This window comes from Streptomyces sp. NPDC059534, assembly GCF_042743475.1.
Lineage (GTDB): Bacteria > Actinomycetota > Actinomycetes > Streptomycetales > Streptomycetaceae > Streptomyces.
In genome coordinates this window covers 35,075-54,763 of the sequence record NZ_JBHWAQ010000010.1, presented here as the reverse complement: position 1 = coordinate 54,763, position 19,689 = coordinate 35,075, and the positions used below count along the sequence as shown (strand labels likewise).

Here is a 19,689-nt window from a genome sequence, read left to right as displayed (position 1 = left end):
GTGCTGCACGTATGTGCCCAGACCTGGGAGCGGCTGCCCGACAGGTCCGTCCCGTACGGACCAGACGGGTTTCCCGGCTGCGGATGCGACCTCCCCTAACCCTGGTGAAGCCGTTTTCGTATCAATGAGAGAGGTTGGTTCATGCCGAACCAGTCCCGTCCCAAGGTCAAGAAGTCGCGTGCCCTCGGCATCGCGCTGACCCCGAAGGCCGTCAAGTACTTCGAGGCCCGCCCCTACCCGCCGGGCGAGCACGGCCGTGGCCGCAAGCAGAACTCGGACTACAAGGTCCGTCTGCTCGAGAAGCAGCGTCTGCGCGCCCAGTACGACATCAGCGAGCGCCAGATGGCGCGTGCCTACGACCGCGCCAAGAAGGCCGAAGGCAAGACGGGCGAGGCGCTGGTCGTCGAGCTCGAGCGTCGCCTCGACGCCCTGGTCCTGCGTTCGGGCATCGCCCGCACCATCTACCAGGCCCGCCAGATGGTCGTCCACGGCCACATCCAGGTCAACGGTGGCAAGGTCGACAAGCCGTCGTTCCGCGTCCGTCCCGACGACGTCGTGATGGTCCGCGAGCGCAGCCGCACCAAGCCGCTGTTCGAGATGGCCCGCGAGGGTGGCTTCGCCGCCGACGGCGAGACCCCGCGCTACCTGCAGGTCAACCTGAAGGCCCTGGCCTTCCGCCTCGACCGCGACCCGAACCGCAAGGAAATCCCGGTCATCTGCGACGAGCAGCTGGTCGTCGAGTACTACGCCCGCTGATCCAGCGGCACCTCCCGGCGGCAGCGCTGGGGGAGTAGTACCACCCACGCGGTGTTCAGCCCGCCGCTTCCCCGCCCTTACCGGTGGGGGAGCCGGCGGGCTTCCGCGTTCCCGGGACCGCCGCCGACCTCGCCGTACGGAACGGCCGCGGGGCCGCGGGTCCGGCCTGCCGGCCGACGGCCGCGTCCCGGTGCCCGGAGAGCGCCCGCTCCACCGCCGCGTCCACCGGGAGCGACCGGCCCTCCCGGAACGCGACGCCGTACGCCTCCGCCCCCAGCGCCTCGCCGGCCAGCCGCTCGCCCAGCGCCCTCGGCCCGCCGAACGTCTCCGAGCCGAAGAGCCGGACGCCGACCGTGTCCCACAACGGCACCGTCGCCCCCTGCAGGACCGCGGCCTCCGCCGCGTCCCCCTCGCTCGCCGTCACCAGCGCGAGCATCTCGATCGCGAGGACGAGCCCGACCAGGTCGTGGAACGTGTGGTTGATCGACACGCACTCGTCGAGCAGCTCCCGCGCCTCCGGGTACGCGCCGCGGGTCCACGCGGAGAACCCCAGGACGTAGAGCGCGTAGGCGCGGGTCCACCGCTCCCCCCGCTCCTCGCAGATCTCCCGCACCTCGCGGCAGATCGCGACCGCCCCCTCCAGGTCGCCCCGGAAGGCCCGCGCCATGGCCAGTTCGACCTGCCCCATCAGCACGTTGCTGTTCAGCTCGCCGAGCTCACGGTAGGTGTCGAGCGCCCGCCCGATCAGCTCCTCGGCCCGCGGCATGTCGTCCGACAGCAGCGCGAGGCAGCCCATCCGGTGCGTCGCGTACGCCTCCGCCAGCGCGTTCCCGGAAGCCCTCGCCCGCTCCCCGCACTCGTGGAGCGCCGCCACCGCCGCCGTGCCGTCCCCCTGGAGGACGGCCACGTATCCGAGCACCCACAGCGCCTTGAGGCGCGCCTCCTCGTGCCCGGACTCCAGCGCGAGCGCCCGCTCCAGCCAGTGCCGGCCCTCCGAGAGCCGCCCGCAGCCCACCCACGCGAACCACAGCGTGCCCGCCAGGTGCTGGGCGAGATGCGCGTCCTCCGGGAGCTCGAGGCACAGGTCGAGGGCCGCCCGCAGATTGGGCAGCGCCGCGTCCGTGCGGGCCGCGACCTCGGCCTGGCGCGGGCTGAACCACTCCAGCTCGCACCAGGTGGCCAGCCCCATGTACCAGTCGCGGTGCCGGCGCCGCATCCGCTCCGTGTCGCCGAGCGCCGCCAGCCACTCCGCCCCGTACGCGGCCACCGTGTCCAGGAGCCGGTAGGCGGGGCCCGCCGGGGAGTCCTCCCGCGCCACGAGCGACTGCCCGAGCAGCCCCCCGAGCAGATCGAGGATGTGGTCGGGGGGCAGCTCCGGGCCGCCGCACACGTACTCCACCGCCTCCAGGTCGAAGGGGCCGGCGAAGACCGAGAGCCGCGCCCACAGCAGCCGCTCCTGGGCGGTGCACAGCTCGTGGCTCCAGCCGATCGCGGTCCGCAGCGTCTGGTGGCGGGGCAGCGCACCGCGCGCGCCGTCCGTGAGGAGCCGGAACCGGTCGTCGAGACGGCACAGCATCTGCTCGACCGAGAGCAGCGGCAGCCGGCCCGCCGCCAGTTCGAGGGCGAGCGGAATGCCGTCGAGCCGCCGGCACAGCTCCCGTACGGCCTCGGCAGGGCCGGGGAGGAAGGGCGCGTCCGTCGTCGTCGGGCCGGGCAGCGCCCGCGCCGGCGGGGCGGTCGGAATCACCGTCCTCGGGGCGGGAGAGGTCGTGCCCCTCGGCGCGGGGAGCGCCGGCGCCATCGGGGCGCCCGCCTCCGCCGCCCGTTCGGCGAGCAGGGTCACCGCGTCCCCGTCGTCCATCGGCGCCAGCGTGAACACGGTCTCGCCCGCCACCCGAAGCGCCCGGCGGCCGACCGCGAGGACGGTCAGCCTCGGCGCGTGCGCGAGCAGATCGCGCACCAGCGGGGCACAGCTCTCCACCAGGTGTTCGTAACCGTCGACCACCAGCAGCAGTCGGCGGTCCGCGAGGTGCTCCACGAGCACTTCGCGCGGGGCCCGCAGGGTGTGGTCGGTCAGTCCGAGCGCCTCGACGAGGGCGTACGCCACCAGGTCCGGGTCGCGCAGCGGCGCGAGGTCGGCGAGGCGCACCCCGTCGACGTAGCGTTTCTGCGCCTCGGCGGCAGCCCGAACGGCCAGCCGGGTCTTGCCGACCCCGCCCACCCCCACGACCGTGACCAGGCGGGACGTCTCGAGGAGCGCCGTCAGGGCGGCCTGCTCGGCGGCCCGTCCGACGAACCGGTTCAGCTCCGCCGGGAGATTGCTCCGTCGCATGGGACACGGAGCGTACCCATCCGCGCGCTCTCCGTACAATCGGTTCCCCGAACTCCCGTCCCACGCGCGGTAATGCGGTACGGCGGGCCAGCCCGGGCGCGATAGGGTCGGGGGACTACTTTTGGCAAGAACCCGACGACAGATCCGACGACACAGAGAGCGGTGCAGAGTGACCGGTGGAGAGGTTGCCGGCATCCTGGTGGCCGTCTTCTGGGCGATCCTGGTCTCCTTCCTCGCCGTGGTGCTGGTGAGGCTGGCACAGACGCTCAGGGCGACCACCAAGCTGGTGGCGGACGTGACCGAGCAGGCCGTCCCCCTGCTGGTCGACGCCTCCACGACCGTGCGCTCGGCACAGACCCAGCTCGACCGGGTCGACGCCATCGCGTCGGACGTCCAGGAGGTCACCTCCAACGCCTCCGCGCTCTCCTCCACCGTCGCCTCCACCTTCGGGGGCCCGCTCGTCAAGGTGGCCGCCTTCGGCTACGGCGTGCGCAAGGCGCTCGGCCGCGACCGGGACGGCGAGGACGTGTCGCGGGCCTCCGCGCGACGTACTGTGATCGTCGGCCGTACCGTGCCGTCCTCGAGACGCCGGAAGCAGAAGGGCTGAGCCGCGATGTTCCGCCGCACGTTCTGGTTCACGGCCGGCGCAGCCGCCGGTGTGTGGGCCACCACCAAGGTCAACCGCAAGCTGAAGCAGCTGACCCCCGAGAGCCTCGCGGCCCAGGCGGCGAACAAGGCGGTCGAGACCGGCCACCGGCTCAAGGACTTCGCCCTCGACGTGAGGGCGGGGATGCTCCAGCGGGAGGCCGAACTCGGCGAGGCGCTCGGGCTCGACGCCCCCGTGGACCAGGGCACCGCCCGGGACCGGGAGCTTCCGGAGCCCCGCCGCAGGACCGCGCTCGGCGTCACGCCGTCGAAGACCACGCATTCAATTCCCACGATCTCGTACAACCGGAATGAGGACCACTGATGGAGTCGGCTGAAATCCGCCGCCGCTGGCTGAGCTTCTTCGAGGAGCGCGGGCACACCGTCGTCCCTTCGGCGTCGCTCATCGCGGACGACCCGACTCTGCTGCTCGTCCCCGCCGGCATGGTGCCCTTCAAGCCCTACTTCCTGGGTGAGGTCAAGCCGCCCTTCACGCGCGCCTCCAGCGTGCAGAAGTGCGTGCGCACGCCCGACATCGAGGAAGTCGGCAAGACCACCCGCCACGGCACGTTCTTCCAGATGTGCGGCAACTTCTCCTTCGGCGACTACTTCAAGGAAGGCGCCATCAAGCTCGCCTGGGAGCTGCTGACCACTTCGGTGGAGCACGGCGGCTACGGGCTGGAGCCGGAGAAGCTCTGGATCACCGTCTACCAGGAGGACGACGAGGCCGAGCAGATCTGGCGCGACGTCGTCGGCGTCCCCGCCGAGCGCATCCAGCGCCTCGGCAAGAAGGACAACTACTGGTCGATGGGCGTTCCCGGCCCCTGCGGCCCCTGCTCCGAGATCAACTACGACCGCGGCCCCGAGTTCGGCGTCGAGGGCGGCCCGGCCGTCAACGACGAGCGGTACGTGGAGATCTGGAACCTCGTCTTCATGCAGTACGAGCGCGGTGAGGGCACCGGGAAGGACGACTTCCCGATCCTCGGCGAGCTGCCGTCGAAGAACATCGACACGGGCCTCGGCCTGGAGCGCCTGGCGATGATCCTCCAGGGCGTCCAGAACATGTACGAGACGGACACCCTCCAGGTCGTCATCGACAAGGGCACCGAGCTCACCGGCGTCGCCTATGGCAAGGCCCACGACAGCGACGTCTCGCTCCGCGTGGTCGCCGACCACATGCGTACGTCCGTCATGCTCATCGGCGACGGCGTCACCCCCGGCAACGAGGGCCGCGGCTACGTGCTGCGCCGCATCATGCGCCGCGCCGTCCGCAACATGCGCCTCCTCGGCGCCACCGGACCGGTGGTCCAGGAGCTCGTCGACACCGTGATCAACACGATGGGCGAGCAGTACCCGGAGCTGGTCACCGACCGCAAGCGCATCGAGACCGTCGCCCTCGCCGAAGAGGCCGCCTTCCTCAAGGCCCTCAAGGGCGGCACCAACATCCTCGACACCGCCGTCACCGAGACCAAGGCCGCCGGCGGCACGATCCTCTCCGGCGACAAGGCGTTCCTGCTCCACGACACCTGGGGCTTCCCGATCGACCTCACCCTGGAGATGGCCTCCGAGCAGGGCCTCTCCGTGGACGAGGACGGCTTCCGCCGCCTGATGAAGGAGCAGCGGGACCGCGCCAAGGCCGACGCCAAGGCGAAGAAGACCGGCCACGCCGACATGACCTCGTACCGGGAGATCGCCGACACCAACGGCGCCACTCAGTTCACCGGCTACACCAACACCGAGGGCGAGACCACCGTCGTCGGCCTCCTGGTCAACGGCGTCTCCTCGCCGGCCGCCAGCGAGGGCGACGAGGTCGAGGTCGTCCTCGACCGCACTCCGTTCTACGCCGAGGGCGGCGGCCAGATCGCCGACCAGGGCCGGATCAAGCTGCACAGCGGCGCGGTCATCGAGATCCGTGACGTCCAGCAGCCCGTTCCCGGTGTCTCCGTGCACAAGGGTTCCGTGCAGGTCGGCGAGGTGACCGTGGGCGCCACCGCCTACGCCACCATCGACGTGCGCCGCCGCCGGGCCATCGCCCGCGCCCACTCGGCCACCCACCTCACCCACCAGGCGCTGCGCGACGCCCTCGGCCCGACGGCCGCCCAGGCCGGTTCCGAGAACCAGCCCGGCCGCTTCCGCTTCGACTTCGGTTCGCCGAACGCCGTCCCCGGCGCGGTCCTCACCGACGTCGAGCAGAAGATCAACGAGGTCCTCTCGCGCGAGCTCGAGGTCCACGCCGAGGTCATGCCGATCGACGAGGCCAAGCGCCAGGGCGCCATCGCCGAGTTCGGCGAGAAGTACGGCGAGCAGGTCCGCGTCGTCACCATCGGCGACTTCTCCAAGGAGCTGTGCGGCGGCACCCACGTCCACAACACCGCCCAGCTGGGTCTGGTGAAGCTGCTCGGCGAGTCGTCGATCGGTTCCGGCGTGCGCCGTATCGAGGCCCTCGTCGGCGTCGACGCGTACAACTTCCTGGCCCGCGAGCACACGGTCGTCGCCCAGCTCCAGGAGCTGGTCAAGGGCCGCCCGGAGGAGCTGCCGGAGAAGATCTCCGCCATGCTCGGCAAGCTGAAGGACGCCGAGAAGGAGATCGAGAAGTTCCGCGCGGAGAAGGTCCTCCAGGCCGCCGCCGGTCTCGTCGACTCCGCCCAGGACATCCGCGGCCTCGCCCTGGTCACCGGCCAGGTGCAGGACGGCACCGGCGCCGACGACCTGCGCAGGCTGGTCCTCGACGTGCGCGGGCGCTTCCCGTCCGACCGTCCGGCCGTCGTCGCCCTGTTCACCACGGTCAACGGCAAGCCGCTGACGGTCATCGCCACCAACGAGGCCGCCCGCGAGCGCGGCCTCAAGGCCGGCGAGCTGGTCCGCGCCGCGGCCAAGACCCTCGGGGGCGGTGGCGGCGGCAAGCCGGACGTCGCCCAGGGCGGCGGCCAGAACCCGGCCGCCGTCGGCGAGGCCATCGCCTCCGTCGAGCGTCTCGTGGTGGAGACGGCGTGACGATGCGCCGCGGCCGCCGACTCGCGGTCGATGTCGGGGACGCCCGCATCGGGGTCGCCTCGTGCGACCCCGACGGGGTCCTCGCCACGCCGGTGGAGACCGTGCCGGGACGTGATGTCCCGGCCGCCCACCGGCGGCTCCGCCAGATCGTCGAGGAGTACGAGCCCATCGAGGTCGTCGTGGGCCTGCCCCGCTCGCTCAGCGGGCGGGAGGGTCCGGCCGCGACCAAGGTCCGGGCCTTCGCCGGGGAGATGGCGAAGGGCATCGCTCCGGTGCCGGTGCGCCTGGTCGACGAGCGGATGACCACGGTCACCGCGACCCAGGGGCTCCGGGCCTCCGGTGTGAAGGCGAAGAAGGGGCGGTCCGTCATCGACCAGGCCGCCGCTGTGATCATCCTTCAGAACGCTCTTGAGTCCGAACGGGTATCAGGTAATCCGCCCGGCGAGGGCGTCGAAGTGGTCATCTGATCGCGATACGGTAACGTTCCGCGCGATGCGGCGGTGTTCGAACAGCTGCCGCACTACGTAGAGGCGGATCGTCCGGAAGCCTCGCGGCTGTTTTGGGGATCGATGACTGAGTATGGCCGGAGCCCCGGCTCCGAACCGTGGCACCCCGGGGACCCGCTCTACGGGGACCAGGGGTGGGAAGGCCAGCCGCAGCAGTACCCGCACCCGCAGCAGGCGAACCAGTACGACCAGGCCGGTCAGGGCTATGAGGACCCGTACGGCCAGGGAGGACAGGCCCCCCAGGGCTACCAGGGCGACCCGTACCAGCAGCAGGCGCAGCAGCAGTACTACCAGCAGCCGCAGCAGCCGCAGGGCTACGTGGACCCGCAGTACCAGCAGTACGAGTACCAGCAGCAGGCGCAGCCTCAGCAGCACCAGCAGCCGCAGCAGCAGTACGAGACGGGGTACCCGGGCGGTTACGACACGCCCGGGAACCTCGGACAGCAGTACGACGCGGGCTGGGAGACCGGCCAGGCGGCCATGCCGTACGGCACGCCGCCCGCCGATCCCTACGGCGGGCAGAACCCCGACCTCTACGGCACCCCCGAGGCGTACCCGCCGCCCCAGCCCCCCGGCCGCCGCCGGAAGCCGCCGGAGCCGGTGATCGACTGGGCCCCGGAGGAAGAGGCGAGCCCCGAGCCGGAAGAGGAGAAGCACCCCTTCTTCACCGGCGAGGACGACCCGGACGACGACCACGACGAGGAGCCCGCCCGAGGCCGTGGCTCCCGCGGCGACGACCGCGACCGCCGCAGCAAGGCGAAGAAACGCAAAGGCAAGAACGGCGTGGCCTGCCTGGTCGTCGCGCTCGTCCTCGCGGGCGGCGTCGGCGGCATCGGCTACTTCGGCTACCAGTTCTGGCAGGGCGAATTCGGTGCCGCGCCCGACTACACGGGCAGCGGCAGCGGCGACGTCCAGGTCGAGATCCCCAAGTCCGCCGGCGGCTACGAGATCGGCAACATCCTCAAGAAGGCCGGCGTGGTCAAGAGCGTCGACGCCTTCGTCTCGGCGCAGCAGCGGAACCCCAAGGGCCTCTCGATCCAGGCGGGCGCCTACACGCTGAAGAAGGAGATGTCGGCGGAGAGCGCGGTCACGCTGATGCTCGACCCGGCGAGCCAGAGCAACCTCGTGATCCCCGAGGGCCGGCGGAACGCCTGGGTGTACAGCGAGCTCGACAAGCGCCTCGACCTGAAGCCGGGCACCACCAAGGAGATCGCCTTCGCGAAGGCCGGCAGCCTCGGCCTGCCCGACTGGGCCAAGAACCACCCCGACATCAAGGACCCGCTGGAAGGCTTCCTCTTCCCGGCCAGCTACCCGGTCGCGAAGGGCACCAAGCCGGAGGACGCGCTGCGCAGGATGGTCTCGCGCGCGAACCAGGAGTACGGGAAGCTCGACCTGGAGGCCAAGGCGAAGGAGCACGGTCTGAGCGGACCGTGGGAGGTCCTGACGGTCGCGAGCCTGGTGCAGGTCGAAGGCAAGTACAAGCACGACTTCGACAAGGTGGCGCGGGTGGTCTACAACCGCCTCAAGCCGAACAACATGGAGACCGTGGGCCGACTGGAGTTCGACTCGACGGTCAACTACCTCAAGGGCACGAGCACCCTCGACGTCGGCAGCGTCGAGGAGATGCGCAAGATCAAGGACCCGTACAACACGTACTCGTACGACGTGAAGGGCCTCATCCCCGGTCCCATCAGCAACCCCGGCATCGAGGCACTGAACTCGGCGATGAACCCCGCCGACGGCCCGTGGTACTACTTCGTGTCGATCAACGAGAACAAGACCGTCTTCTCCGTGACCCTCAAGGAACACAACCGGAACGTCGCGGAGTACGAGAAGCAGCGGAAGCAGGGCCAGTGAGCAGGCAACACCGCGCGGCGGTCCTCGGATCGCCGATCGCCCACTCGCTCTCCCCGGTCCTGCACCGGGCGGCGTACGCCGAACTCGGCCTGGGCGACTGGTCGTACGAGCGCTTCGAGGTCGACGAGGCCGGGCTGCCCGCCTTCGTGGGCGAGCTGGACGGAAGCTGGGCCGGGCTGTCGCTGACCATGCCGCTCAAGCGGGTGATCATCCCGCTGCTCGACGAGATCAGCGACACGGCCGCCTCCGTGGAGGCCGTCAACACGGTCGTCCTCCGCGAGGACGGGCGGCGGGTCGGCGACAACACCGACATCCCCGGCATGATCGCCGCCCTGCGCGAGCGGGGCGTCGAGAAGGTGGAGTCGGCGGCGGTCCTCGGCGCCGGCGCCACCGCCTCCTCCGCGCTCGCCGCGCTCGCCCGGATCTGCCCGGGGCCCGTCACCGCGTACGTACGGAGCGAGGCACGCGCGGCGGAGATGCGGGGCTGGGGCGAGCGGCTCGGCGTGGACGTCCGTACCGCCGACTGGGAGCGGGCGGCGGAGGCCCTCGCGGCCCCGCTGGTCATCGCGACCACCCCGGCCGGCACCACCGACGCGCTGGCCGCCGCCGTCCCGGACGCCGTCGGCACCCTCTTCGACGTCCTCTACGACCCCTGGCCCACCCGCCTCGCCGCCGCCTGGTCCGACCGCGGCGGCCAGGTGGTCGGCGGCCTCGACCTCCTCGTCCACCAGGCCGTTCTCCAGGTCGAGCAGATGACGGGCCGCACGCCCGCCCCGCTCGCGGCCATGCGGGCGGCGGGGGAGCAGGCCCTGGCCGCCCGATAGGCTGCACCGTCACGCCGAGCGGAACACGGGGGAGTGCGGCGCCATGGGTGGGGAACCGATACTGGCGTCCCGCTGGGACATGCCGGTCGGCATCGCGCGCTTCCTGTGGATGGTGATCTTCAGCAGCCTGCCCGCGTGGGTGCGGTACGCCCTCGCCGCCGTGGGCGTCGCCCTCGTCCTGCACGCGGGCATCGGATGGCTGCGCGGCCGCCTCGGCGCGACGCCGGTGGAGGACGCGCCCGTCCAGGAGACCGACGCCGGCGTCCGATAGCTGGACCGGAGGGCGGGTTCGGCGTCCGGACGTGGGAGGATCGGGGACGGCGGGCCAGGGCCGCGCACCCGGCCGCGTCGTCGCAGTGCCCAGGCGCGAGCATGAGGAGCATCGTTGAGCAGGTTGCGTTGGCTGACCGCTGGGGAATCCCACGGACCCGCGCTGGTCGCGACGCTGGAGGGTCTTCCCGCCGGCGTCCCGGTCACCACAGAGCTGGTGGCGGACCACCTCGCGCGGCGACGCCTCGGCTATGGGCGTGGCGCCCGCATGAAGTTCGAGCAGGACGAGATCACCTTCCTGGGCGGCGTCCGGCACGGGCTCTCCCTCGGTTCCCCGATCGCCGTGATGGTCGGCAACACCGAGTGGCCCAAGTGGGAGAAGGTCATGTCGGCCGACCCGGTCGACCCCGCGGAGCTCAAGGAGACGGGCCGCAACGCGCCCCTGACCCGGCCCCGCCCCGGCCACGCCGACCTCGCCGGCATGCAGAAGTACGGCTTCGACGAGGCCCGGCCGATCCTGGAGCGCGCCAGCGCCCGGGAGACCGCGGCCCGCGTCGCCCTCGGTGCCGTCGCCCGGTCCTTCATCAAGGAGGCCGCGGGCATCGAGATCGTCTCGCACGTCGTCGAGCTGGCCGCCGCCAAGGCGCCCTACGGCGTCTACCCGACCCCCGGTGACGTCGAGAAGCTCGACGCCGACCCGGTCCGCTGCCTCGACGCCGACGCGTCGAAGGCGATGGTCGCCGAGATCGACCAGGCCCACAAGGACGGCGACACCCTCGGCGGAGTCGTCGAGGTCCTCGCCTACGGCGTGCCCGTCGGCCTCGGCTCGCACGTCCACTGGGACCGGCGTCTCGACGCCCGCCTGGCCGCCGCCCTCATGGGCATCCAGGCCATCAAGGGCGTCGAGGTGGGCGACGGCTTCGACCTCGCCCGGGTGCCCGGTTCGAAGGCGCACGACGAGATCGTCCGCACCGAGGAGGGCATCAAGCGCACCTCCGGCCGCTCCGGCGGCACCGAGGGCGGTCTCACCACCGGCGAACTGCTCCGCGTCCGCGCCGCGATGAAGCCGATCGCGACCGTGCCGCGCGCCCTCGCCACGATCGACGTCGTCACCGGTGAGGCGACGGCCGCCCACCACCAGCGCTCCGACGTGTGCGCCGTCCCCGCCGCCGGCATCGTCGCCGAGGCCATGGTCGCGCTCGTCCTCGCCGACGCGGTCGTCGAGAAGTTCGGCGGCGACAGCGTCCCCGAGACCCGCCGCAACGTCCGGTCGTACCTCGACAACCTGCACATCCGGTGACCGGCGGTCCCCTGGTCGTCCTCGTCGGGCCCATGGGCTCCGGCAAGTCCACGGTGGGCGCGCTCCTGGCCGCGAAGCTGGGCGTGCCCTACCGGGACACCGACGCCGACATCGTCGCCGCCGAGGGGCGCGAGATCTCCGACATCTTCGTCGAGGACGGCGAGGAGCGCTTCCGCGCCCTGGAACGGGCCGCGGTCGCCACGGCCGTCGCCGAGCACGAGGGCGTCCTCGCCCTCGGCGGCGGCGCGATCCTCGACGACGGCACCCGCGCCCTGCTGGCCGGGCGGCCTGTCGCCTACCTCTCGATGGACGTCGAGGAGGCGGTGCGCCGCGTCGGCCTCAACGCCGCCCGGCCGCTGCTCGCCGTCAACCCGCGCCGCCAGTGGCGCGAGCTGATGGAGGCGCGACGCCACCTGTACACCGAAGTCGCCCGGGCCGTCGTCTCCACCGACGACCGCACCCCCGAAGAGGTCGCGGACGCGGTCCTCTCGGCACTGGATCTGAAGAAGGACGCATGACGGACCAGGAAACGACCCGTATCCACGTCGCGGGCAGCGCGGGCACGGATCCGTACGAGGTGCTGGTCGGCCGGCAGCTGCTCGGGGAGCTCCCCGAGCTGATCGGCACCCAGGCCAAGCGGGTCGCCGTGATCCACCCGGAGGCGCTCGCCGACACCGGCGAGGCGCTCCGCGCGGACCTCGCCGAGCAGGGCTACGAGGCGGTCGCCATCCAGGTGCCGAACGCCGAGGAGGCGAAGACCGTCGAGGTCGCCGCCTACTGCTGGAAGGCGCTCGGCCAGACCGGCTTCACCCGCAGCGACGTCGTCGTCGGCGTCGGCGGCGGCGCCACCACGGACCTGGCCGGCTTCGTGGCGGCGACCTGGCTGCGGGGCGTGCGCTGGATCGCCGTCCCGACCACCGTGCTGGCGATGGTCGACGCGGCCGTCGGCGGCAAGACGGGCATCAACACCGCCGAGGGCAAGAACCTCGTCGGCGCCTTCCACCCGCCGGCCGGCGTGCTGTGCGACCTCGCCGCGCTGGACTCGCTGCCGGTGCACGACTACGTCAGCGGTCTCGCGGAGATCATCAAGGCCGGCTTCATCGTCGACCCGGTGATCCTCGACCTCATCGAGGAGGACCCGCAGGCCGCCCGTACCCCGGCCGGTCCGCACACCGCCGAGCTGCTCGTCCGCTCGATCAAGGTCAAGGCGGAGGTCGTCTCCGGCGACCTCAAGGAGTCCGGCCGCCGGGAGATCCTCAACTACGGCCACACGCTCGCCCACGCCATCGAGAAGAACGAGCGGTACAAGTGGCGGCACGGCGCCGCCGTCTCCGTCGGCATGGTCTTCGCCGCCGAGCTGGGCCGGCTGGCCGGGCGGCTCGACGACGCCACCGCCGACCGGCACCGCGCGATCCTGGAGTCCGTCGGCCTGCCGCTGACCTACCGCGGCGACCAGTGGCCCAAGCTCCTGGAGACGATGCGGGTCGACAAGAAGTCCCGCGGCGACCTGCTCCGCTTCATCGTGCTCGACGGGATCGGCAAGCCGACCGTCCTGGAGGGCCCGGACCCGGCGGTGCTGATCGCGGCGTACGGCGAGGTGTCGGCGTGAGCGAGTCGCGTCCGGTCCGCCGGGTGCTCGTGCTGAACGGCCCGAACCTGGGCCGTCTCGGCTCCCGCGAGCCCGACATCTACGGCGCCACCTCGTACAAGGGGCTCGTCGAGTCCTGCCGGACGCTCGGCGAGGAGCTCGGCTTCGACGTCGACGTGCGGGAGACCAACGACGAGGGCGAGATGATCCGCTGGCTCCACGAGGCCGCGGACGGCGCGATCCCGGTGGTGATCAACCCCGGCGCGTTCACGCACTACTCGTACGGGATGCGGGACGCGGCCGCCCAGCGGACCGCCCCGCTGATCGAGGTGCACATCTCGAACCCGTACGCCCGGGAGGAGTTCCGGCACACCTCGGTGGTCGCCGCCGTGGCGAGTGGGACGGTGGCCGGCTTCGGCATCGGCTCCTACCGGCTCGCCCTGCGGGCGCTCGCCGAGGAACTCGACGGCTGACGGGGCACCAGGGGGCGTCCCCGGCCGTTCCCCTTGAGGGGGCCGGGGGCGGTAACGTTCCGGCGTCCACGGATACCAGAGGCCGACAGGCGTACGAGACGGAGTGGCACCGGATGCAGCACGCAGTGGGGGGTCCGCTGCCATCGCCCGAACGACCGGGGCAGGCACCCGACCCCGGCCCCGTTCCCCTTCCGGGAGCGGCGGCCGGACCGGGAGCGGGCACGGGGGGCGGCGCCCAGGGCGCACCTCCCCCTGTCCCTCCGGCGCCTCCCCAGGGCACCCCGTACCCGGGCCACCCGTCCGGTCCGCCGCCCGCCCCGCCGCTGCCCGGCGGAGCGCTGCCCACCCCGCCGCCGCCCGCCGCACCGGCGCCCGCCGGACCGGCCCAGGCCGGTGGCCGGCTCGGTGTGCACCCGGCCGTGCAGGGCGGAGGGTCCCGGCACCCGCAGGCGCCGGCACCGTCTCCGCAGCCCGTCCCGCCGCACGTGGCACCCGCCGCGCCGCAGCCGGGCCCCGGTGGGCCGGGGTGGGGGGCGCCCGGAGGCATACCCCAGGGGCAGGGAGCGTCGCGGTACCCGGCCGGTCCGCCCCCGCGGGCGGACCTGACCGGGCAGGTCGCGCTGCCGCCGGTGGGTGTGTCGCCGGTGCCCGCCGTGGAACTCGGCGGGGGCACCGGCACGGCCACGCTCGCGGTGCTGCTGATCGGGCCGGCGGGCGCGGGCAAGACGACGGTGGCGCGCCACTGGGCGCAGCGCCGCCGGGTGCCGACGGCCCACATCAGCCTCGACGACGTGCGCGAGTGGGTCTGCTCCGGCTTCGCCGACCCGCAGTCGGGGTGGAGCGAGCATGCGGAGGCGCAGTACCGGCTCGCCCGCCGGACCTGCGGTTTCGCCGCGCGCAACTACCTCGCCAACGGCATCTCGTGCATCGTCGACGACGCGGTGTTCCCGGACCGGCCCGTCGTGGGCCTCGGAGGCTGGAAGCGCCATGTCGGGCCCGGCCTGCTGCCGGTGGTCCTGCTGCCGGGCCTGGAGGTCGTCCTGGAGCGCAACGCGGAGCGCAGCGGCAACCGGCGCCTCTCGGACGAGGAGGTCGCCGCCATCCACGGCCGGATGGCCGGCTGGTACGGCTCGGGCCTGCCGATCATCGACAACTCCACGTACGACGTCGAGACCACCGCCCGCGTCCTCGACGACGTGCTGGCCCGCGCGATAGCGAGCCCGCCCACCTGGTGACCGGCCGGGGGCCCGCTCGGTCGGCCGCGCAGAACAGGCCGCCGCGGCGCACCCCTCGTAGGCTCGGAAGCATGTCAGAGGTGTATGCGGACCGCCGTGTACGGCTGCGCGACCGGTGCGCGGCCGCGGGCAGCCCGGCGGCCTTGGTCTCCCGCCCCGCCAACGTCCGCTATCTCGCGGGCGGTTCGCCGCCGGGCGCCGTCCTGCTCGTCGGCCCCGAGCCTGACGCGGACGTCCTGCTCTGTCCCGTCGCGCCCGGCGGTGAACCGGCCGACGGACGGCTCGACGAGCTGCTGCGACAGCAGGTCCTGTCCGCCGGCGGCGATCCCGCCGTCGCGGCCGTCGGCCTGGCCCGCCTGGCGGGTGCCGACGCGCTCGCCGTGGAGGAGCACGACCTGACCGTGGCCCGGCACCGGGCGATGGGTTCCGTCGCGCCCGGGCTGCACCTCGCCGACCTCGCCTGCGCCGTCGAGCAGCTCAGGATCGTCAAGGACGAGGACGAGATCGCCTGCCTCCGGATCGCCGCGGAGATCGCCGACCAGGCCCTGGGCGAGCTCCTGGAGTCGATCCTCGTGGGCCGGACCGAGCGTCACCTGGCGCTGGAGCTGGAACGGCGGCTCGTCGACCACGGTGCCGACGGCGCCGCCTTCCCCACCTCGGTGGCGACCGGCCCGCACTCCGGGCGTCGCGGGCACCGGCCGACCGACCGCCGGGTCGAGGAGGGGGATTTCCTCTCCGTCTGCCTCGGCGCGGACTACCGGGGCTACCGGTGCGAGATCGGCCGCACCTTCGTCATCGGTACGACCCCTGCGGACTGGCAGATCGAGCTGTACGAGCTCGTCTTCGCCGCTCAGCGGGCCGGTCGGGAGTCCCTCGCACCCGGTGCCGGATACCGGGACGTGGACCGGGCGGCCCGCCAGATCCTGGACGCGGCGGGGCACGCGGAGGCCGCCGTGCCGCTCACCGGGCACGGCGTGGGGCTCGAAATCGACGAGGACCCGCAGCTCTCACCCTCGGCCATGGGTAAACTGGACGCTTGTGTGCCGGTCACCGTCGAACCGGGGGTCCACCTCCCGGGCCGGGGCGGGGTCCGGATCGATGACACGCTCGTCGTGCGCCAGGAGGCGGACGGCGGACCCGAGCTACTCACCATCACGACCAAGGAGCTGCTCGCGCTGTAAGGCGCGTACGCCTCCACGGTCCCACGTCAGTCCAGGAGATTCCGCAACCGTGGCTTCCACGAACGACCTCAAGAACGGCATGGTGCTCAAGCTCGAAGGCGGCCAGCTCTGGTCCGTCGTCGAGTTCCAGCACGTCAAGCCCGGCAAGGGCCCGGCCTTCGTGCGCACCAAGCTCAAGAACGTGCTGTCCGGCAAGGTCGTCGACAAGACCTTCAACGCCGGCGTGAAGGTCGAGACGGCCACCATCGACCGCCGCGACATGCAGTTCTCCTACATGGACGGCGACTACTTCGTCTTCATGGACATGGAGACCTACGACCAGCTGATGGTCGAGCGCAAGGCCGTCGGCGACACCGCCAACTTCCTCATCGAGGGCTTCACCGCCTCGGTCGCGCAGCACGAGGGCTCGGTGCTCTACGTCGAGCTCCCCGCCGCCGTCGTGCTGACGATCGAGCACACCGACCCGGGCGTCCAGGGCGACCGCTCCACCGGTGGCACCAAGCCCGCCAAGCTGGAGACCGGCCACGAGATCCAGGTCCCGCTCTTCATCACCACCGGTGAGAAGGTCAAGGTCGACACGCGTACCAGCGACTACCTCGGCCGGGTGAACGACTAACCGTGGCCGCTCGGAGCAAGGCCCGCAAGCGCGCCTTCCAGATCCTCTTCGAGGCCGACCAGCGCGGTGCCTCCGTCCAGGAGGTTCTCGCGGACCAGGTCCGGCACGCGCGGTCGGACGACCGCCAGCCGCCGGTCAGCGACTTCACCATGCAGCTGGTCGAGGGGTACGCGGCCCATGTGTCGCGCATCGACGAGCTCATCGCGACCTACGCGGTGGACTGGGACCTCGACCGGATGCCCGCCACCGACCGGAACATCGTGCGCCTCGGTGCGTACGAGGTGATCTGGGAGGACGGCACGCCGGACGCGGTCGCGATCGACGAGGCGGTTCAGCTCGCCAAGGAGTTCTCCACCGACGAGTCCCCGACCTTCGTCAACGGTCTGCTGGCGCGCTTCAAGGACTTGAAGCCGCGTCTGCGCCGGGACGTGGACGACTAGTCCGGACGTCCCCGGTATGCCGAAGGGGCCCGCAGCACACGTGCTGCGGGCCCCTTCGGCATTCCCTGGCATTCCCTGGCCTCCCCGCGGCCCGTAGGGCACGTTCTCGGCCCCTCAGAGCGCTTCCCGGCGTGTCCGGGCGCCCACGGGTCGGTACGGGCTCACGGGGGCCGTACGGACCCGGTGAGGGCGCCGGGAAGCACAGGGCCCGTGGACATCGGGTGATGTCCACGGGCCCGGCGGTACGTTTCTGCTGTGACCTGAGAAGGGCAGCGGGAGGATCAGTTGTCCTCGTGGGCGACGGCGCGGCGCGCGTCCGCGTCCAGCACGCCCCAGCTGATCAGCTGCTCGGTGAGGACCGAGGGGGACTGGTCGTAGATGACGGCGAGCGTGCGCAGGTCGTCCTGGCGGATCGACAGCACCTTGCCGTTGTAGTCGCCGCGCTGCGACTGGATCGTCGCCGCGTAGCGCTGGAGCGGGCCGGCCTTCTCCTGGGGGACGTGCGCCAGACGCTCCAGGTCCAGGACCAGCTTCGGCGGCGGCTCGGCGGCCCCGCCCGGGGTCGTGCCCGGCAGCAGTTCCTGCACCGGCACCCCGTAGAAATCGGCCAGCTCGGCAAGACGCTGCACGGTCACCGCACGGTCGCCACGCTCGTACGAGCCGACGACCACGGCCTTCCAGCGGCCCTGGGACTTCTCCTCCACCCCGTGGAGGGACAGACCCTGCTGGGTGCGGATGGCGCGGAGTTTGGCCCCGAGCTGCTTTGCGTATTCGCTGGACATAACGCTCCCGGACGCTGTGACGACATGCGGCTGCGCCGCGCGGCTGGTAACTCACTGTGAGGTTACGCAGCGTTACTCTTTCCCGTCAAGCCGAATGGTCCGTACCGACCCCTCCCGGGGGACGGCGCCCGGAGTGGCGAGCGGGGGTGTGAGCCGCACGCCCGCCCTCCCCTGGTAGAGTGAACGGCGCAATTCCGACGTCCTTTAAGAACCGTCCCGTGAGGCGGAGAAGGAGGTCCGTTTCTTCATGGACACTCAGCAGCAGTACGGCGATGACGCCCGGCCCGTCCTCGAGGCCACCGACATCGCGCGGGTCCTGACCCGCATCGCCCACGAGATCGTCGAGCGCGCCAAGGGCGCCGACGACGTGGTCCTCCTCGGCATTCCCACCCGCGGTGTCTTCCTCGCCCGCAGGCTCGCCGAGAAGCTCGAATCGATCACCGGCACCAAGATCCCGGTCGGTTCCCTCGACATCACCATGTACCGGGACGACCTGCGGCTGAAGCCGGCCCGCGCCATCGGCCGCACCGAGATCCCCGGCGACGGCATCGACGGCCGCCTCGTCGTCCTCGTCGACGACGTGCTCTTCTCCGGCCGCACCATCCGCGCCGCCCTCGACGCCCTCGGCGACATCGGCCGCCCGCGCGCCGTCCAGCTCGCGGTCCTCGTCGACCGCGGCCACCGCGAACTTCCGATCCGCGCCGACTACGTCGGAAAGAACCTCCCCACGTCGCTGCGGGAGACGGTCAAGGTGCAGCTCGCCGAGGAGGACGGTCGCGACACCGTGCTGCTCGGCACCAGGCCCGCCTCCTAGCCGGACCGGCTTCCCCCGCGGGGCCGGGGCACCCCCCCTGCGCCCCCGCATGCCCGCACACCTCCCCACCACGGAGAGAAACCCCGATGATGCGTCACCTCATCTCGGCCGCCGACCTCACCCGCGACGACGCCGTCCTGATCCTCGACACCGCCGAGGAGATGGCCCGGGTGGCCGACCGGCCCATCAGGAAGCTGCCCACGCTGCGCGGCCGGACCATCTGCAACCTCTTCTTCGAGGACTCCACCCGGACCCGGATCTCCTTCGAGGCCGCCGAGAAGCGCCTCTCCGCCGACGTGATCAACTTCGCGGCGAAGGGTTCCAGCGTCTCCAAGGGCGAATCCCTCAAGGACACCGCGCAGACCCTGGAGGCCATGGGCGTCGACGCGGTCGTCATCCGGCACGGAGCCTCCGGCGCGCCGTACCGCCTCGCCACCTCCGGCTGGATCGACGCCCCCGTCGTCAACGCCGGCGACGGCACCCACCAGCACCCCACCCAGGCCCTCCTGGACGCCTTCACCATGCGCCGCCGCCTGGTCGGCCGCGACGCGGGCCTCGGCAAGGACCTGGCCGGCCGGCGCATCACGATCGTCGGCGACGTCCTGCACAGCCGCGTCGCCCGCTCCAACGTCGACCTGCTGCACACTCTCGGCGCCGAGGTCACCCTGGTGGCCCCGCCCACCCTGGTCCCCGTCGGCGTCGAGACCTGGCCCTGCGAGATCTCGTACGACCTCGACAGGGTGCTGCCGAAGTCCGACGCGGTGATGATGCTGCGTGTGCAGCGCGAGCGGATGAACGCCGCCTTCTTCCCCACCGAGCGCGAGTACTCGCGCCGGTACGGGCTCGACGGCGAGCGGATGGCGAAGATGCCCGAGCACGCCATCGTCATGCACCCCGGCCCCATGGTCCGCGGCATGGAGATCACGGCCGAGGTCGCCGACTCCGACCGGTGCACGGTGATCGAGCAGGTCGCCAACGGCGTCTCGATCCGGATGGCCGTCCTCTACCTGCTGCTCGGCGGCAACGACTCCGCCGCCCCCGCCCCCAGCACCCCCCGCACCGAGGAGAGCAAGTAA

General features: G+C 72.1%; 20 protein-coding genes. 18 read left to right on the top strand and 2 right to left on the bottom strand.

Annotation, left to right across the window (positions count from 1 at the left end):
* Positions 1–141: 141 nt before the first annotated feature.
* Positions 142–756: a 30S ribosomal protein S4 gene (rpsD, locus tag ACFVZH_RS14685; RefSeq protein ID WP_015032311.1), complete on the top strand. Its 615-nt coding sequence runs from the start codon at positions 142–144 to the stop codon at positions 754–756.
* Positions 757–811: 55 nt separating this feature from the next.
* On the opposite strand, the gene ACFVZH_RS14680 is transcribed toward rpsD, so the two are convergent.
* Entirely contained in the window at positions 812–3,088 is a 2,277-nt protein-coding gene (locus tag ACFVZH_RS14680; RefSeq protein ID WP_384897028.1) for an ATP-binding protein, read from the bottom strand.
* A gap of 169 nt (positions 3,089–3,257) precedes the next feature.
* On the opposite strand from ACFVZH_RS14680, the gene ACFVZH_RS14675 reads away from it, so the two are divergent.
* The 15 genes from ACFVZH_RS14675 to nusB all read left to right on the top strand — a co-directional run bounded on the left by ACFVZH_RS14675 (position 3,258) and on the right by nusB (position 17,017).
* On the top strand, positions 3,258–3,695 hold the full coding sequence (locus ACFVZH_RS14675; protein WP_384897025.1) for a DUF948 domain-containing protein: 438 nt from the start codon (positions 3,258–3,260) through the stop codon (positions 3,693–3,695).
* Between the two features lie 6 nt (positions 3,696–3,701).
* The gene (locus ACFVZH_RS14670) at positions 3,702–4,058 is read left to right on the top strand and encodes a hypothetical protein (protein ID WP_384897022.1); all 357 of its coding nucleotides are present in this window, start codon (positions 3,702–3,704) and stop codon (positions 4,056–4,058) included.
* Complete coding sequence (gene alaS, locus ACFVZH_RS14665; protein WP_384897019.1) at positions 4,058–6,727, top strand: alanine--tRNA ligase; 2,670 nt, start codon at positions 4,058–4,060, stop codon at positions 6,725–6,727. The genes ACFVZH_RS14670 and alaS overlap by 1 nt, the downstream gene beginning before the upstream one ends.
* A gap of 2 nt (positions 6,728–6,729) precedes the next feature.
* Positions 6,730–7,194, top strand: a complete 465-nt coding sequence (ruvX, locus tag ACFVZH_RS14660) for a Holliday junction resolvase RuvX (RefSeq protein WP_073914653.1) — start codon at positions 6,730–6,732, stop codon at positions 7,192–7,194.
* A gap of 102 nt (positions 7,195–7,296) precedes the next feature.
* A complete protein-coding gene (gene mltG, locus ACFVZH_RS14655) occupies positions 7,297–9,090 on the top strand; it encodes an endolytic transglycosylase MltG (protein WP_384897016.1) in 1,794 nt (597 codons plus the stop codon).
* Positions 9,087–9,914 carry a shikimate dehydrogenase gene (locus ACFVZH_RS14650; RefSeq protein ID WP_384897013.1) on the top strand — a complete coding sequence of 276 codons (828 nt, stop codon included), beginning with the start codon at positions 9,087–9,089 and terminating at the stop codon, positions 9,912–9,914. Before mltG ends, ACFVZH_RS14650 begins: the two co-directional genes overlap by 4 nt.
* A gap of 43 nt (positions 9,915–9,957) precedes the next feature.
* A complete protein-coding gene (locus ACFVZH_RS14645; protein ID WP_384897011.1) occupies positions 9,958–10,185 on the top strand; it encodes a hypothetical protein in 228 nt (75 codons plus the stop codon).
* 114 nt (positions 10,186–10,299) lie between these two features.
* Positions 10,300–11,484: a chorismate synthase gene (gene aroC / locus ACFVZH_RS14640; protein ID WP_384897008.1), complete on the top strand. Its 1,185-nt coding sequence runs from the start codon at positions 10,300–10,302 to the stop codon at positions 11,482–11,484.
* Entirely contained in the window at positions 11,481–12,002 is a 522-nt protein-coding gene (locus ACFVZH_RS14635) for a shikimate kinase (RefSeq protein WP_384897005.1), read from the top strand. Before aroC ends, ACFVZH_RS14635 begins: the two co-directional genes overlap by 4 nt.
* Entirely contained in the window at positions 11,999–13,093 is a 1,095-nt protein-coding gene (gene aroB, locus ACFVZH_RS14630) for a 3-dehydroquinate synthase (protein WP_384897002.1), read from the top strand. Before ACFVZH_RS14635 ends, aroB begins: the two co-directional genes overlap by 4 nt.
* Positions 13,090–13,545, top strand: a complete 456-nt coding sequence (gene aroQ / locus ACFVZH_RS14625; RefSeq protein ID WP_384897000.1) for a type II 3-dehydroquinate dehydratase — start codon at positions 13,090–13,092, stop codon at positions 13,543–13,545. Before aroB ends, aroQ begins: the two co-directional genes overlap by 4 nt.
* Positions 13,546–13,658: 113 nt before the next feature.
* Positions 13,659–14,780, top strand: coding sequence for an AAA family ATPase (locus ACFVZH_RS14620; protein WP_384896997.1), 1,122 nt, complete (start codon positions 13,659–13,661; stop codon positions 14,778–14,780).
* Positions 14,781–14,851: 71 nt separating this feature from the next.
* A complete protein-coding gene (locus tag ACFVZH_RS14615; RefSeq protein ID WP_384896994.1) occupies positions 14,852–15,961 on the top strand; it encodes an aminopeptidase P family protein in 1,110 nt (369 codons plus the stop codon).
* A gap of 49 nt (positions 15,962–16,010) precedes the next feature.
* Positions 16,011–16,577: an elongation factor P gene (gene efp, locus ACFVZH_RS14610; protein ID WP_384896991.1), complete on the top strand. Its 567-nt coding sequence runs from the start codon at positions 16,011–16,013 to the stop codon at positions 16,575–16,577.
* Between the two features lie 2 nt (positions 16,578–16,579).
* Positions 16,580–17,017: a transcription antitermination factor NusB gene (gene nusB / locus ACFVZH_RS14605; RefSeq protein WP_384896988.1), complete on the top strand. Its 438-nt coding sequence runs from the start codon at positions 16,580–16,582 to the stop codon at positions 17,015–17,017.
* 281 nt (positions 17,018–17,298) lie between these two features.
* Here nusB and bldD read toward each other — a convergent pair whose 3' ends face one another.
* Positions 17,299–17,799, bottom strand: coding sequence for a transcriptional regulator BldD (gene bldD / locus ACFVZH_RS14600; protein ID WP_017242229.1), 501 nt, complete (start codon positions 17,797–17,799; stop codon positions 17,299–17,301).
* A 247-nt stretch (positions 17,800–18,046) separates the two neighbouring features.
* On the opposite strand from bldD, the gene pyrR reads away from it, so the two are divergent.
* A complete protein-coding gene (gene pyrR / locus ACFVZH_RS14595) occupies positions 18,047–18,613 on the top strand; it encodes a bifunctional pyr operon transcriptional regulator/uracil phosphoribosyltransferase PyrR (RefSeq protein WP_384896986.1) in 567 nt (188 codons plus the stop codon).
* Between the two features lie 86 nt (positions 18,614–18,699).
* Positions 18,700–19,689 (top strand): aspartate carbamoyltransferase catalytic subunit, encoded by a 990-nt coding sequence (locus ACFVZH_RS14590; RefSeq protein ID WP_384896983.1) that lies wholly within the window; start codon positions 18,700–18,702, stop codon positions 19,687–19,689.

What these genes read in the sequence shown, in the direction of transcription:
- rpsD (WP_015032311.1), top strand. Translation starts at nt 142, where the DNA reads ATGCCGAACCAGTCCCGTCCCAAGGTCAAGAAGTCGCGTGCCCTCGGC.
- ACFVZH_RS14680 (WP_384897028.1), bottom strand. Translation starts at nt 3,088, where the DNA reads ATGCGACGGAGCAATCTCCCGGCGGAGCTGAACCGGTTCGTCGGACGG.
- ACFVZH_RS14670 (WP_384897022.1), top strand. Translation starts at nt 3,702, where the DNA reads ATGTTCCGCCGCACGTTCTGGTTCACGGCCGGCGCAGCCGCCGGTGTG.
- alaS (WP_384897019.1), top strand. Translation starts at nt 4,058, where the DNA reads ATGGAGTCGGCTGAAATCCGCCGCCGCTGGCTGAGCTTCTTCGAGGAG.
- ruvX (WP_073914653.1), top strand. Translation starts at nt 6,730, where the DNA reads ATGCGCCGCGGCCGCCGACTCGCGGTCGATGTCGGGGACGCCCGCATC.
- mltG (WP_384897016.1), top strand. Translation starts at nt 7,297, where the DNA reads ATGACTGAGTATGGCCGGAGCCCCGGCTCCGAACCGTGGCACCCCGGG.
- ACFVZH_RS14645 (WP_384897011.1), top strand. Translation starts at nt 9,958, where the DNA reads ATGGGTGGGGAACCGATACTGGCGTCCCGCTGGGACATGCCGGTCGGC.
- aroB (WP_384897002.1), top strand. Translation starts at nt 11,999, where the DNA reads ATGACGGACCAGGAAACGACCCGTATCCACGTCGCGGGCAGCGCGGGC.
- ACFVZH_RS14620 (WP_384896997.1), top strand. Translation starts at nt 13,659, where the DNA reads ATGCAGCACGCAGTGGGGGGTCCGCTGCCATCGCCCGAACGACCGGGG.
- ACFVZH_RS14615 (WP_384896994.1), top strand. Translation starts at nt 14,852, where the DNA reads ATGTCAGAGGTGTATGCGGACCGCCGTGTACGGCTGCGCGACCGGTGC.
- bldD (WP_017242229.1), bottom strand. Translation starts at nt 17,799, where the DNA reads ATGTCCAGCGAATACGCAAAGCAGCTCGGGGCCAAACTCCGCGCCATC.
- pyrR (WP_384896986.1), top strand. Translation starts at nt 18,047, where the DNA reads ATGGACACTCAGCAGCAGTACGGCGATGACGCCCGGCCCGTCCTCGAG.
- ACFVZH_RS14590 (WP_384896983.1), top strand. Translation starts at nt 18,700, where the DNA reads ATGATGCGTCACCTCATCTCGGCCGCCGACCTCACCCGCGACGACGCC.